Annotated in this window: 7 protein-coding genes, 3 tRNA genes and 2 rRNA genes; 4 read left to right on the plus strand and 8 right to left on the minus strand. The window is 56.5% G+C overall.

The annotated features are described in order from the left end of the window. Positions 1–3: 3 nt before the first annotated feature. The 7 genes from EE36_RS05185 to clpB form a co-directional block, all read right to left on the minus strand. Positions 4–2,869 (minus strand): 23S ribosomal RNA (locus EE36_RS05185). A gap of 605 nt (positions 2,870–3,474) precedes the next feature. Beyond that, positions 3,475–3,551, minus strand: a tRNA-Ile gene (locus EE36_RS05190). A 100-nt stretch (positions 3,552–3,651) separates the two neighbouring features. Next, a tRNA-Ala gene (locus EE36_RS05195) sits at positions 3,652–3,727 on the minus strand. Between the two features lie 246 nt (positions 3,728–3,973). After that, positions 3,974–5,433, minus strand: a 16S ribosomal RNA gene (locus EE36_RS05200). Together the 16S and 23S rRNA genes with 2 tRNA genes alongside form the textbook arrangement of a ribosomal RNA operon. Positions 5,434–6,115: 682 nt before the next feature. Continuing rightward, positions 6,116–6,700, minus strand: coding sequence for a protein-methionine-sulfoxide reductase heme-binding subunit MsrQ (gene msrQ, locus EE36_RS05205; RefSeq protein WP_005850147.1), 585 nt, complete (start codon positions 6,698–6,700; stop codon positions 6,116–6,118). Between the two features lie 33 nt (positions 6,701–6,733). Then, the gene (gene msrP / locus EE36_RS05210) at positions 6,734–7,642 is read right to left on the minus strand and encodes a protein-methionine-sulfoxide reductase catalytic subunit MsrP (RefSeq protein ID WP_005850149.1); all 909 of its coding nucleotides are present in this window, start codon (positions 7,640–7,642) and stop codon (positions 6,734–6,736) included. Positions 7,643–7,816: 174 nt separating this feature from the next. Beyond that, positions 7,817–10,432 carry an ATP-dependent chaperone ClpB gene (gene clpB, locus EE36_RS05215; protein WP_005850151.1) on the minus strand — a complete coding sequence of 872 codons (2,616 nt, stop codon included), beginning with the start codon at positions 10,430–10,432 and terminating at the stop codon, positions 7,817–7,819. A 416-nt stretch (positions 10,433–10,848) separates the two neighbouring features. On the opposite strand from clpB, the gene EE36_RS05220 reads away from it, so the two are divergent. The 3 genes from EE36_RS05220 to EE36_RS05230 all read left to right on the plus strand — a co-directional run bounded on the left by EE36_RS05220 (position 10,849) and on the right by EE36_RS05230 (position 13,651). Beyond that, positions 10,849–11,163 (plus strand): hypothetical protein, encoded by a 315-nt coding sequence (locus EE36_RS05220; RefSeq protein ID WP_005850153.1) that lies wholly within the window; start codon positions 10,849–10,851, stop codon positions 11,161–11,163. Between the two features lie 218 nt (positions 11,164–11,381). Then, positions 11,382–12,071 carry an orotidine-5'-phosphate decarboxylase gene (pyrF, locus tag EE36_RS05225; RefSeq protein ID WP_005850154.1) on the plus strand — a complete coding sequence of 230 codons (690 nt, stop codon included), beginning with the start codon at positions 11,382–11,384 and terminating at the stop codon, positions 12,069–12,071. A gap of 326 nt (positions 12,072–12,397) precedes the next feature. Beyond that, positions 12,398–13,651, plus strand: a complete 1,254-nt coding sequence (locus tag EE36_RS05230) for a DNA polymerase IV (RefSeq protein ID WP_039911608.1) — start codon at positions 12,398–12,400, stop codon at positions 13,649–13,651. On the opposite strand, the gene EE36_RS05235 is transcribed toward EE36_RS05230, so the two are convergent. Continuing rightward, entirely contained in the window at positions 13,652–14,512 is an 861-nt protein-coding gene (locus EE36_RS05235; RefSeq protein ID WP_005850159.1) for an N-formylglutamate amidohydrolase, read from the minus strand. It abuts the gene before it with no gap. Between the two features lie 150 nt (positions 14,513–14,662). On the opposite strand from EE36_RS05235, the gene EE36_RS05240 reads away from it, so the two are divergent. After that, positions 14,663–14,737: transfer RNA gene (locus EE36_RS05240), tRNA-Val, on the plus strand. Positions 14,738–14,770: the final 33 nt, after the last annotated feature.

Consider the following 14,770-nt stretch of genomic DNA (forward strand, 5'->3'; position numbering starts at 1 on the left):
GATCAAATCAAGCCTATCGAGCAATTAGTACCAGTCAACTGAACGTATTACTACGCTTACATCTCTGGCCTATCGACGAGATGGTCTATCTCGGCTCTCAGGGATACCTTGTTTTGAGGGGGGCTTCCCGCTTAGATGCCTTCAGCGGTTATCCTGTCCGATCATAGCTACCCAGCACTGCTATTGGCATAACAACTGGTCCACCAGTGGATCGTTCACCCCGGTCCTCTCGTACTAGGGGCAACTCCTCTCAAGTATCCTACACCCACGGAAGATAGGGACCGAACTGTCTCACGACGTTCTAAACCCAGCTCACGTACCTCTTTAAACGGCGAACAGCCGTACCCTTGGGACCTGCTCCAGCCCCAGGATGAGATGAGCCGACATCGAGGTGCCAAACACTGCCGTCGATATGGACTCTTGGGCAGTATCAGCCTGTTATCCCCGGCGTACCTTTTATCCGTTGAGCGATGGCCCTCCCACTTGGGACCACCGGATCACTATGGCCGTCTTTCGACTCTGCTCGACTTGTCAGTCTCGCAGTCAGGCTGGCTTCTGCCATTGCACTCAACGAGCGATTTCCGACCGCTCTGAGCCAACCTTCGCGCGCCTCCGTTACGATTTAGGAGGCGACCGCCCCAGTCAAACTACCCACCACACAGGGTCCCGGATCCGGATAACGGACCGCGGTTAGACATCAAGCAGAACAAGGGTGGTATCTCAAGGGAGGCTCCACGCAGACTGGCGTCCACGTTTCAAAGCCCACCACCTATCCTGCACATGTTCGGCCTAATGCCAGTGTGAAGTTGTAGTAAAGGTGCACGGGGTCTTTCCGTCTAACCGCGGGTAACCGGCATCTTGACCGGTAATTCAATTTCGCTGAGTCTATGTTGGAGACAGCGGGGAAGTCGTTACGCCATTCGTGCAGGTCGGAACTTACCCGACAAGGAATTTCGCTACCTTAGGACCGTTATAGTTACGGCCGCCGTTTACCTGGGCTTCAATTCAGAGCTCTCACTCCTCCTTTTAACCTTCAGGCACCGGGCAGGCGTCAGACCCTATACGTCGTCTTACGACTTCGCAGAGCCCTGTGTTTTTAATAAACAGTCGCCACCCCCTGGTTTGTGCCCCCAGCCCCTAGTTGCCTAGGAACCGGGCCTCCTTCTCGCGAACTTACGGAGGTATTTTGCCGAGTTCCTTCAACATAGTTCTCTCAAGCGCCTTGGTATTCTCTACCTATCCACCTGTGTCGGTTTAGGGTACGATCTAGCGATGGAGCTATTTCCAGGGACCTCTAAGCAGCCCATTCAATCCGATAAGGATGAACTACCCTCGAGATCCGTCACTTCCATCTGGCCCAGGAATATTAACCTGGTTCCCATCGACTACGCCTTTCGGCCTCGCCTTAGGGGTCGGCTTACCCTGCTCAGATTAGCTTTAAGCAGGAACCCTTGGATTTTCGGCGAGAGTGTCTCTCACACTCTTTGTCGCTACTCATGTCATCATTCTCACTAGTGATCTCTCCACGGGATCGCTCACGCGCCCGCTTCACAGAAAGCTCCGCGTCTCCAATACCCCGAAGGGCTAAGGAGACATGGAACTATGTCACACTACGCTCTGCTACCATGCAATTAATGCATCCTAAGCTTCGGCTCATGGCTTGAGCCCCGTTACATCTTCGCCGCAAGACAACTTATTTAGACCAGTGAGCTGTTACGCTATCTTTAAAGGATGGCTGCTTCTAAGCCAACCTCCTGGTTGTTTTGGTCGTCTCACCTGCTTTCCCACTTAGCCATGAATTAGGGGCCTTAGCTGTAGGTCAGGGTTGTTTCCCTCTTCACAACGGACGTTAGCATCCGCTGTGTGTCTGCCATCTAGTACTCCTCGGTATTCGGAGTTTGGTTAGGATCAGTAAGCCTGTGGGGCCCCATTACCCATCCAGTGCTCTACCCCCGAGGGTATTCGGATGACGCTCTACCTAAATAGATTTCGCAGAGAACCAGCTATCTCCGAGTTTGATTGGCCTTTCACCCCTAGGCACAGCTCATCCCGATCCTTTTCAACGGATGTGGGTTCGGTCCTCCAATAAGTGTTACCTTATCTTCAACCTGGCCATGCCTAGATCACTCGGTTTCGGGTCTGATCCCACAAACTCAACGCCCTATTAAGACTCGCTTTCGCTACGCCTACACCTAACGGCTTAAGCTTGCTTGTGAGACCAAGTCGATGACCCATTATACAAAAGGTACGCTGTCAGGCCGTAAAGACCCTCCAACTGATTGTAGGCGTTCGGTTTCAGGTACTGTTTCACTCCCCTCGTCGGGGTGCTTTTCACCTTTCCCTCACGGTACTGGTTCACTATCGGTCAGTAAGGAGTACTTAGCCTTCGAAGGTGGTCCTCCGATCTTCAGACAGAATTTCACGTGTTCCGCCCTACTTAATACGTCCAATCATGCTTCTTATACGGGACTATCACCCACTTTGGTTGCGCATTCCAACGCATTCTAACCACACTCATGGCTCGGCTGGTCCCCGTTCGCTCGCCGCTACTAGGGGAGTATCAATTGATTTCCTTTCCTCCGGGTACTTAGATGTTTCAGTTCCCCGGGTTTGCTTTTATAAACCTATGTATTCAGTCTATAAATACCTGGTTCTGCTTACTGATGAACCCACCGTCTGCACCTTGCGAACTTACGTCCTCAAGTAGCAAAGCGGTAGGACAACAATAAACAATCAGGTGGGTTGCCCCATTCAGAAATCCATGGATCAAAGCTTATTCTCAGCTCCCCATGGCTTATCGCAGAGTATCACGTCTTTCATCGCCTCTTACTGCCAAGGCATTCACCAAACGCCCTTTTCGCGCTTGATTTGATCCAGAAAAAGAAAGACTGATTTAATGTCCTACCGCCTATTCGGCTACTTGAGGACAATTTAGACCCTCAAACGGCCGATAGAGTGCAGGACGTCAGTCCAACGCGGGAGACAGAAGCTGGTAAGAAACTGTCTTCCCTTATTCCAGATCAAAAGCATACTTTTACCCGCCCACTCTCTCAGAGTGGACAGCGAGTAGTGCATCTAGCCTACCTTCCGTGCAGGAAGTAGGCGTCACTACTCTGGTTAGTGTACTTGACTTGGACAACACGTCGCTTTCAGTCGCGATACGTTCAAAAGACCGAGGAAACAGTCAAATAAACGCCGGCTCCAAAAGGAGCAGCAACCGAGATCATCACCTAACGCGGTGCGATCAGATCGTGTTGTTTGTTACTTTAAGATTACTCTTAAAGTAACTGTATCTCTCTTTACGATGTCAATCAGATGCATTCCAAAGGAATGTCACCCATGCGCTTGCGCGCCGTCCGATTGGACGATTAAGAACTGCGAACAGTGCTTAATGGTCAAATCGTGTGCTTGCCCAACGCGTGCTTTGCTGCGCAAAACCCTGTTTGGGCGACGATCTTTAGCTGGCAAAGATCTTGGTGGGTCGAGGAGGACTTGAACCTCCGACCTCACGCTTATCAGGCGTGCGCTCTAACCACCTGAGCTACCGACCCAGCGTGTTTTGCAAAGCAAAACCGCGACGTCCCGGCAGGGCATTCCGAAGGAATGTCCCGAGAGGGACCAGCCCAAGCGGTTATTCAAGGGCCGTATGCTTGGTGGAGCCTAGGAGGATCGAACTCCTGACCTCCTGAATGCAAATCAGGCGCTCTCCCAGCTGAGCTAAGGCCCCAGCGTAGCCCGAGGGCTGCGTGTTACGTTGGCTGCATGAAGCAACCCGACCCCTCTCGGGACACCGCTGCGCGGTACCCTGTCGGGGCTTCGCGCCTCACTGCGTGAGACGCTTGCTGAAGAGATATGAGGACGGCTCGGTCCGAAAGGTCATCTTGCGATGCCTTGAATATGGTCAGTTTTGTTTACTGACCTGCTAAGTGATCTACGAGTGAGAACAAGTTCTCGCTGCTAAGATCATCCTTAGAAAGGAGGTGATCCAGCCGCAGGTTCCCCTACGGCTACCTTGTTACGACTTCACCCCAGTCGCTGATCCTACCGTGGCCGCCTGCCCCCCGAAGGTTAGCGCAGCGTCGTCGGGTAGAACCAACTCCCATGGTGTGACGGGCGGTGTGTACAAGGCCCGGGAACGTATTCACCGCGTCATGCTGTTACGCGATTACTAGCGATTCCGACTTCATGGGGTCGAGTTGCAGACCCCAATCCGAACTGAGACAGCTTTTGGGGATTAACCCATTGTCACTGCCATTGTAGCACGTGTGTAGCCCAACCCGTAAGGGCCATGAGGACTTGACGTCATCCACACCTTCCTCCCGCTTATCACGGGCAGTTTCCTTAGAGTGCCCAGCCGAACTGCTGGCAACTAAGGATGTGGGTTGCGCTCGTTGCCGGACTTAACCGAACATCTCACGACACGAGCTGACGACAGCCATGCAGCACCTGTCACTGCGTCACCGAAGTGAACGCCCGATCTCTCGGGTTAGCACAGGATGTCAAGGGTTGGTAAGGTTCTGCGCGTTGCTTCGAATTAAACCACATGCTCCACCGCTTGTGCGGGCCCCCGTCAATTCCTTTGAGTTTTAATCTTGCGACCGTACTCCCCAGGCGGAATGCTTAATCCGTTAGGTGTGTCACCGAACAGTATACTGCCCGACGACTGGCATTCATCGTTTACGGTGTGGACTACCAGGGTATCTAATCCTGTTTGCTCCCCACACTTTCGTACCTCAGCGTCAGTATCGAGCCAGTGAGCCGCCTTCGCCACTGGTGTTCCTCCAAATATCTACGAATTTCACCTCTACACTTGGAATTCCACTCACCTCTCTCGAACTCTAGACTGATAGTTTTGGAGGCAGTTCCAGGGTTGAGCCCTGGGATTTCACCCCCAACTTTCCAATCCGCCTACGTACGCTTTACGCCCAGTAATTCCGAACAACGCTAACCCCCTCCGTATTACCGCGGCTGCTGGCACGGAGTTAGCCGGGGTTTCTTTACCAGGTACTGTCATTATCATCCCTGGCGAAAGTGCTTTACGATCCTAAGACCTTCATCACACACGCGGCATGGCTAGATCAGGCTTGCGCCCATTGTCTAAGATTCCCCACTGCTGCCTCCCGTAGGAGTCTGGGCCGTGTCTCAGTCCCAGTGTTGCTGATCATCCTCTAAAACCAGCTATAGATCGTAGACTTGGTAGGCCATTACCCCACCAACTATCTAATCTAACGCGGGCCAATCCTTTCCCGATAAATCTTTCCCCCGAAGGGCTTATACGGTATTACTCTCAGTTTCCCGAGGCTATTCCGTAGAAAAGGGTATGTTCCCACGCGTTACTAACCCGTCCGCCGCTCACCCGAAGGTGCGCTCGACTTGCATGTGTTAGGCCTGCCGCCAGCGTTCGTTCTGAGCCAGGATCAAACTCTCAAGTTGAAACGCATTACTGCGTATCCTTGACGTCGAACCTCTGCACATCAAACCTGCATCACTTACTGAATGATACAGGCGTTTTCTCCGTTTGAAGTGCTTAAAGTTACCAAAGTAACGAAAAGCCGTCCAAACAGTGAAGCTGACACTCCATCATCGGCCGAAGCCTAAGAGCGCGATATACAGACGTTGATCCATCGAATGAACCAAACCGCCCACATATCTCTTCAGATATCTATCAATTTCAAAGAGCGTCGAGACAAAAGAAACCAAGATGCGCCGTAAACTTCTCAGCGCGCCCCGCCTCAATTACCTCAGAATTTCTCCGCTACGTAAGACCCGAACCGTAACCCGTCGTCCCCGTCTAGCGCCCCGCGTCTGCATCTCTGCGTCTCCGGTAAGGGGCGTTCTAAGGTTTGTTCCAAATACCCGCAACCCCTTTTTTCGGATTATGACAGTTTTTCGCTACTTTCCGAATTTTCCTATAAAAACAACGGTTTGATTTTTGAAAATTCCGCGAGCCTCGCGTTTTGCGCAGCTTTATTTCGCACGCTAGCACGTCATTGCCCCGCATCACTTACGCCCGCGCAGGTTATCCACAGCCTCGCAGCGCGAATGTGGATTGTTTCCCCTCCCCCGGCCCGAATCCGGCGCAATTCCCGGCCCGAGCCACCACCCAGATTCGGAATCAGCGCCGTTTAGGAAGTCGGAGCACCAGCAAAGCCAGAATCCCCGCCATATAGAGGAGAGGTTCGATCTGGAAACCTTTGACCAGCCAGATGAAGTGCACCCCAGCCAAAATTGCAGCCAGATAGGTTAACCGGTGCAACTTGCGCCACGTGGCCCCCAGCTTGCGGATCGAGAAGTTGTTCGATGTCGCCGCCAGGGGGACAAGACAGGCAAAACCCGCCATGCCGATCGTGATATACGGGCGCTTCAGAATGTCGGCCCAGATCTGCGACAGGATCCCGACATCCAGCACCAGCCATACCAACAGGTGCAGCGAGACATATATAAAGGCGAGCAATCCCAGGGCGCGCCGAAATCTGATGAGGTTCAGCCGAAGGTAGCGCCGCGCGGGCGTGATCGCCAACCCGGCGATCAACAGTTGCAAGGCTAGTAACCCCAGTTCTTTTTCCAACGCCTTGATCGGCTCCGCCCCCAGCCCGCCGGTCTGCGCCTGAAACAGCAACCACGGGATTGGCAAAAGCCCCACTATATATACGACCCATGTGGGAACACGTCGCGCGACGGTATTCAGGCGATCGATCATACCGCCCTGCTCACTTCTATAGAGGACACGGGTTTAGATATCCTTGCTCAGGTCCATACCGGCATAGAGCTCCGCGACCTCGGCCTCGTACCCGTTGAACATCAGCGTCGGGATCCGCTTGGAGAAAAGACCGCCACCGATGACCCTTTCGCTGGCCTGCGACCAACGGGGGTGATCGACCTCGGGGTTCACATTACTGTAGAAGCCGTACTCCCCTGCATTCGCCTTGTTCCAACTGGTCGGGGGCTGAGTATCCGTGAGGGTGATCCGCACCACGGATTTGATCGACTTGTAGCCATATTTCCACGGCACGACCAACCGCAGCGGTGCGCCGTTCTGTTTCGGGATATCCTTGCCATAGATGCCGGTGGCCATAATCGTCAGCGGATGCATCGCCTCGTCCAGACGCAACCCTTCGACGTAGGGCCAGTCGAGCACATTATAGGCGACGCCGGGCATTTCATCAGGACGCAGCGCAGTCTCGAAGGAGACGTATTTCGCGCCGGACTGCACACCGGCCATATTCAGCAGGTCCGCCAGCTCGAACCCGTTCCACGGGACCACCATTGACCACGCCTCGACACAGCGAAAACGATAGATACGCTCTTCGATCGTCATCTGTTGCATGATGTCGTCGAACCCATAGGCACCGGGCTTGTCGACCAGCCCGTCAATCTGAACCGTCCAGGGTTCAATCGTCAGACGGTCCGCGTATCTGGCGGGGTCGTCCTTGCCGGTGCCGAATTCATAGTAGTTATTGTAGCTGGTGATATCTTCATAACTGTTCGGCTCTAACCCCTCCGGCGCGGCAGAGGTGCGCCCCGCGATACCGGCCAACCCGATCCCCGCCAAAGCGCCCCCCATGATCTGACGTCGGTTCATAAATGCAGCATGCGGGGTGACGTCTTTATCCGTGAGTGTGTTGATCCAGCGATAGGCCATAACAGGCGCTCCTTACCAATATACATGGGTAGCCTACTGCGGGTTGTCGCGCCCACCAAACGCAATCCGCTACATTTCAGGAGACACACCGGAATGTCAGGGCAACACATGCGAACAGGGCCGAGGTTTCCCCCGGCCCTGCCCGATCACATCACCACACTATATACTATGTACCTAGTGGACGGTCGCTTCGTCCGGTTTGGCGCGGTTGCTGGGGGCCACGCGGTCGCCAATGATCAGCCCTTCGGCACCAGCCTGCACGGGGATAAGATCCCCATCCAGCACGTCACCTGCCAAGATCATCTCGGCCAGCGGGTCTTGCAATGCGCGCTGGATCACCCGCTTCAACGGACGCGCCCCGAACACCGGATCATAGCCTTCGTCGGCGAGCCACTTGCGCGCGCCTTCGTCCAACTCCAACCCGATCTTGCGACCGGCGAGACGCTTCAGCAGACGGTTCACCTGAATGTCGACGATCCCCGCCATGTCGGCACGTGCCAAGCGGTCAAAGATCACCGTTTCATCCAGTCGGTTCAGGAACTCGGGGCGGAAGTGAGCCCGCACCGCATCCATCACATCCCGTTTCGCCTGCGCCATGTCGCCCCCTTCGGGCAACTGGCTCAGCGCTTGCGCCCCAAGGTTGCTGGTCAGCACGATCAGCGTCTGCTTGAAGTCGACCTTACGGCCCTGACCATCCGTCAGCACGCCATCATCCAAGACCTGCAGCAACACGTTGAACACGTCGGGGTGCGCCTTCTCGACCTCGTCGAACAGCACGACCTGATAGGGTCTGCGCCGCACGGCTTCGGTCAATACGCCACCTTCGTCATAGCCAACATACCCGGGAGGCGCGCCGATCAGACGGGCCACGGCATGTTTCTCCATGAACTCAGACATGTCGATCCGCACCATCGCGTTCTCGTCGTCGAACAGGAATTCGGCGACGGCCTTGGTCAGCTCGGTCTTACCGACACCAGTCGGCCCGAGGAACAGGAAGCTGCCCAAGGGGCGGGCCTCGTCATTCAGGCCAGCACGCGCACGGCGCACCGCGTTCGACACAGCTTTGACCGCGAGGTTCTGACCAATGACACGGTTGTGCAACTGGTCTTCCATGCGCAGCAACTTGTCCCGCTCGCCTTCCAGCATACGACCCGCGGGGATACCCGTCCAACGTTCGACGACGCTGGCGATCTGATCCGGGCGCACGGCCTCTTCGACCATCACGTCGGCTTCGTTCTCTTCGGCCTCGCCCAGTTTGCGTTCAAGCTGCGGGATCACGCCATAGGAAAGCTCCCCCGCTTTGGCGAGGTTGCCTTCGCGCTTGGCGATCTCAAGCTCGGCGCGGGCACGGTCCAGCTGCTCTTTCAGCTCGCGCGCGCCCTCAAGGCGATCACGTTCGCCCTGCCACTGCGCAGTCATGGCATCGGCCTTTTCCTGCAGATCCCCCAGCTCTTTCTCCAACTTGTCCAGGCGGTCCTTGCTGGCAGCGTCATCCTCTTTCTTCAACGCCTCGGCTTCGATCTGAAGCTGCATGATCTGACGGTCCAGCGCATCCAGCTCTTCCGGTTTGCTGTCGACTTCCATCCGCAGACGGCTCGCTGCCTCGTCCACAAGGTCGATTGCCTTGTCGGGCAGGAAACGGTCCGTGATATAGCGGTGCGACAGGGTTGCCGCCGCCACAAGGGCAGAGTCGCTGATCCGCACACCATGGTGCAGCTCGTACTTCTCCTTAATGCCTCGCAGGATCGACACCGTATCCTCGACCGTAGGTTCGCTGACCATCACAGGCTGGAAGCGACGGGCAAGTGCTGCGTCTTTTTCGACATACTTACGGTATTCGTCCAAGGTCGTCGCACCAACGCAGTGCAATTCACCCCGCGCCAAAGCCGGTTTGATGAGGTTGGCCGCGTCCATCGCGCCGTCCGCCTTACCGGCACCCACCAGCGTGTGCATCTCGTCAATGAACAGGATCACCTCGCCCGCAGCTTCGGTGACCTCGGTCAAGACGGCTTTCAACCGTTCTTCGAACTCGCCACGATACTTCGCGCCGGCAATCAGCGCGCCCATGTCCAGCGCCAGCAAGCGTTTGTTGCGCAGGGATTCAGGCACATCGCCATCCACGATCCGCAGGGCGAGCCCCTCGGCAATCGCGGTTTTACCTACGCCGGGCTCACCGATCAGCACCGGGTTGTTCTTGGTACGGCGGCTCAACACCTGCATGGCCCGACGAATTTCCTCGTCCCGACCGATGATCGGGTCGATTTTGCCTTCGCGGGCACGTTCCGTCAGATCAAGGCTGTACTTCTTGAGCGCCTCATACCCGTCTTCCGCACTGGCCGTATCAGCCGTGCGCCCTTTCCGGATATCATTGATAGCGGCGTTCAACCCCTGTGCGGTGACCTTACCCGCATCCAACGCGGTTTTCGCACCGGATTTCACCATCGCAAGGGCCATCAGCACGCGTTCGACCGGCACAAAGCTGTCGCCCGCCTTTTTGGCCAGCGTCTCTGCTTCGGCCAGCACCTTTGCGGTGGCATTATCAAGGTATACCTGCGCGGCGTCGCCCGACACCTTGGGCAGCTTGCCCAAAGACAGCGTCAGGGTTTCAGTCACACGTGCAGGATCGCCACCGGCAGCAGCAATCAGATTGCTCGCCAGCCCTTGGTCGTCATCCAGCAATGCTTTCAATAAATGTTCCGGCGTCAGCCGTTGGTGGCTTTCACGCGTCGCGATTGTTTGCGCAGCATGAATAAAGCCGCGCGACCGTTCTGTGAACTTGCTCAAGTCCATGAGCTTCTCCTTTTCTTAAAGCGACCACAAAGAAGATGCCTGCTTTGCAGCACATCATGGCGTGATCCTCGGGATAGAATTTGGGGACAGAAGGAAGGGATTCAAGAGAGTCGCCTCACAAATACGTCAACAGAAAACATACATCTTTTAAGATTATTTGTCAGACTGGTGGAATTTCGCCACATTGCGAACACATTGGAATCCCACAAGAAAAATGCAGTTTCGCAATTTGTCGCTCATGGCAAGAATTAATTACAAAAATGTTAATTGACTGATTTTAGGCGAAAATTTATATTTATCCACATGACGGATGCACCCCAGTGGAACCATTTAGTCACACATACGTTGTACTGGCAGATGAACGAAAACAAATCGAGCCGACTTTAATCAGTACAACAAATTCTTGAGGTACGAACATGCAGACGCGCCAGATCCAGATGAACGACGTTATCTACAACGCGGCAGAGCAATGCTTTGAAGCCTTGGTCACCGTGCACGATGGCGATCGGTCCCGCAAATATGCCTGCGCCATCAACGCGCCGATGACGATGTCCTTTGATCAAGCGGCCAAAGGCCTGACCAAACAAGCCGAGCGTCGCCATACGAGCCGCGGCGGCATGTATTCCGAGATCCGCGCCCAGAAGCCCGCACAACGCAGTGGCCGTCCTCGGTTCGACCCAAAAGCTTGGTTGCGCCATGTCGCCAATCTTCCCGGCCTTCGCGCCGCCTGATTTACAGTTTCGGCGGAACTGCCTGCGCGCCCGTCCCGGCGCGTGTCCCGCCCAATCCAGAGACAACTGCCTGCCTGCACGTCTCTGATACTCGCCCGGACAGCCGCTGCGCTGCCCGGGCCTTTTTCTTTGCGCGATCCCTGTTTTCATAGACATGTCAGGTCGAACACCGTAAGCCTCCGGCGTTTGCCAAATCTCATCACTTCGGAGCCCGCCCCATGTCAGATGACCGCCTGATCGTTGCCCTTGATGTCCCCCACGCTGTTGCCGGCCTTGAACTGACCCAAAAGCTGGGCGACGCGGTGAGCTTTTATAAAATTGGTCTGGGCATGCTGACGGGCGGCGGCCTAGCGCTTGCGAACGAGCTGATTCAGGAACACGGCAAACGCATTTTTCTGGACATGAAACTGTTCGATATCAGCGCGACAGTCGAAGCAGCGGTGCGCGGGCTTGCGCAGTTCGACCTTGATTTTCTGACCGTGCACGGTGACCCGCATGTTGTCCGCGCCGCGATGGAAGGGGCCGCAGGATCCCGCACCAAGATTTTGGCGGTGACCATCCTGACATCTCTGGACCGCAACGATCTGGACGCAGCGATGATCCAGTCGGGCGATATCCCCGATCTGGTCCAGACCCGCGCCGGACGCGCGCTGGAGGCTGGCGCTGACGGCGTCATCGCCTCCCCGCAAGAGGCGGCCCTGATCCGTGCCCTACCCGAGGCCAACGGCAAGCTGATCGTCACCCCTGGCGTGCGACCAAGCGGGGCGGCTCTTGGCGACCAGAAACGCGTGGCAACACCTGGTCAGGCGATCTTGGACGGGGCGGATCACATCGTCGTTGGCCGCCCGATCTGGCAGGCCGAAGACCCTGCCGCCGCCGCCCGCGCGGTGCTGGCAGAGCTGCCCTAAACGCAGCCGAAATGCGCGAAACCCAACAAATAGCGCATTTTCGCCTATGTGATAAATCGGTAACAAACATGAACTGGCTGCCAGCAACTGGAACTTCCGTGTATGTTTTATGACATTCATATGGCAACCTTACTTTGGTGATACTCCCCGACGGACTGGTTCTTCCTGAAGTCCGTCACCTCCCCCCGCTTCAGGCGGGGGTCTTTCTTTGCCCCACCTCGCATCCGCTTTCCTCCCTCTAGTCGACGCTGCACGTATGTGCATGGCGAAGTCACGTGTGATCGGGTAGACTTGCGTTAACCAGCCCTTAACCTTACCTGACCGCCATGCCCGCCCTCTGCCGAGACTGCCTGTCCGAAATTGCGCCCGCGCGCCGGTGCTCTGCCTGCGGCAGCCCGCGCATCTCGTCGCATCCCGAATTATTCGACCTTTCCATCGCCCATATGGATTGCGATGCCTTCTACGCATCCGTGGAGAAACGCGACAATCCGGCGCTGAATGGCAAGCCCGTAATCATCGGGGGCGGACGCCGTGGGGTCGTGTCGACCGCCTGCTATATCGCGCGGATCAAAGGGGTCCGGTCCGCCATGCCGATGTTCCAGGCGCTGAAACTCTGCCCCGAAGCGATCATCATCAAGCCACGCATGGATGCATATGTCGAAGCCTCCCGCGCGATCCGCGCCATGATGGAAGAGCTCACGCCCGCCCTGCAGCCGCTGTCGCTGGACGAGGCGTTTCTGGACATGACCGGCACAACCAAGCTTCACGGGGCACCCCCTGCGGTGATGCTTGCGCGACTGGTGCGTCGCATGAAGGTCGAACTGGGGCTGACCGGATCAATCGGGCTGTCACACAACAAGTTTCTGGCCAAAGTCGCCTCAGATCTTGATAAGCCGCACGGGTTTTCAGTGATCGGCAAGGCAGAAACACAACAGTTTCTGAACGACAAACCGGTGAGCATGATCTGGGGCGTGGGCGCAGCAACGCTCGGATCCCTGAACAAGGCCGGCATCCAGACCTTCGCGGACCTGCTGCGATGGGAAAGGACCGACCTGATCGCGCGTTTCGGCAGTATGGGCGACCGCCTGTGGCATCTGGCACGCGGCCAAGACAACCGCCGTGTTTCCGCGCATGAACCGATGAAATCCATCAGCAACGAAACCACCTTCAACGAAGACACCTCCGACCCTCACCTGCTGGACGGGCATCTGTGGCGCATGGCGCAAAAGGTGGCGGACCGCGCCAAGGCCAAAGACCTTGCTGGCCGCGTTGTCGTACTCAAGCTCAAACGGGCCGATTTCTCGCTGATCACGCGGCGGGTGTCGCTGTATGACCCGACGCAACTGGCCGACCGCATCTACCGCACCGCGCGCGGGCTGTTTGACCAGCTTGGTGAACCGGGGCCTTTCCGGCTGCTCGGGTGTGGCATTTCGGACCTGAGCGCGGCTGACGGTGCCGATACCGCGGGCGACCTGCTGGACCCGGATGCCGCCCGCCGGGGTCAGGCAGAGCGGGCAACAGATGCCATCCGCAACCGGTTCGGGGACAAGGCAATCGTCAAGGGGCGTGCGCTGCGCTGATCACTCCGCCGCGAGGGCGAGGCTTTCTGGACGGATCCGCGCAATCTCTGCCACAACGCCGCGAAGCGCTTTTTGCACATCCTCGAAATCACCGTTGGGGCGCACCAGAGATTCGTTCATATACAGCGACCGGTCCAATTCGACCTGTACCGCATGCTGCCCCCGTGCCGGACGACCGTAAGCTTGGGTGATATAGGCCCCCGCAAAGGGCGTATTGCGGGTGACAGTGAACCCTGCCTTGACGAAAGCGGCCTCTATCTGATCCACAACATCGCTGCTGGCTGCCGCGCCGAACCGGTCACCCAAGACCACTTCAGGCCGTTTCAGCCCCATACGCGCGACGCCATCCATCGCCTCATGTGGCATCGAATGGCAATCCACCAAGATCGCCTGCCCGTGATCCGCCCGCGCGTCGTTCAGCAGGCTTTGCAACATATCGTGGTACGGCACCCAATAGGTGGCGATTCGCGCCCGTGCTTCATCCAGTGTTAATTTGCCCTGATAAATCGAGCGCCCGTTCGCCACGACACGCGGAATAACCCCCAATCCGGAGGCAACCCGCGGGTTATGCGCCTGCCGCCGAACCCCTTCGATCAGGGCCGGGTCAAGCTCGTCTCGGGACCGGTTCAGATCAAGGAACGCACGGGGGGCTCCCGCCATCAGAAACGGAGCCCCGAAATGGGGGGCAGAATTAAACAAAAGGTCAACAAACGCGTCCTCTGACGAGCGTATACTATGCCCGTCCAACACCGTGGACCGCAGGAAGGAAAAGCTGTAATTCCGCCCCGAATGAGGGGATGCAAACACCGCGCAGGAACGGGCTTGATCGGGGCGAACGACTTCGTAGGCGATGTGTGGCATTGTTGCACCTTTCAAGAATGATCATAGCGCATGTTTTTACAAAGCCAAAACCCCTTGATCATGCCTCCGACTCTATTTATAGACCCCGCTACCGGCGCGAATATCTCGCGCCCCGATTTGGTTTGGGGTGCAAATTTCGTGCTACATAGGGGGTGATTAGCTCAGCGGTAGAGCACTTCGTTGACATCGAAGGGGTCACTGGTTCGATCCCAGTATCGCCCACCACCTAATTCATGGTTCAGCATTCGCTGAACTGCC

The sequence above is a fragment of the Sulfitobacter sp. EE-36 genome, assembly GCF_000152605.1.
GTDB classification, from domain to species: Bacteria; Pseudomonadota; Alphaproteobacteria; order Rhodobacterales; family Rhodobacteraceae; genus Sulfitobacter; species Sulfitobacter pontiacus.

Excerpts from the sequence above, each read along its gene's own strand:
- msrQ (WP_005850147.1), bottom strand. The coding sequence starts at position 6,700 with ATGATCGATCGCCTGAATACCGTCGCGCGACGTGTTCCCACATGGGTC.
- msrP (WP_005850149.1), bottom strand. The coding sequence starts at position 7,642 with ATGGCCTATCGCTGGATCAACACACTCACGGATAAAGACGTCACCCCG.
- clpB (WP_005850151.1), bottom strand. The coding sequence starts at position 10,432 with ATGGACTTGAGCAAGTTCACAGAACGGTCGCGCGGCTTTATTCATGCT.
- EE36_RS05220 (WP_005850153.1), top strand. The coding sequence starts at position 10,849 with ATGCAGACGCGCCAGATCCAGATGAACGACGTTATCTACAACGCGGCA.
- pyrF (WP_005850154.1), top strand. The coding sequence starts at position 11,382 with ATGTCAGATGACCGCCTGATCGTTGCCCTTGATGTCCCCCACGCTGTT.
- EE36_RS05230 (WP_039911608.1), top strand. The coding sequence starts at position 12,398 with ATGCCCGCCCTCTGCCGAGACTGCCTGTCCGAAATTGCGCCCGCGCGC.
- EE36_RS05235 (WP_005850159.1), bottom strand. The coding sequence starts at position 14,512 with ATGCCACACATCGCCTACGAAGTCGTTCGCCCCGATCAAGCCCGTTCC.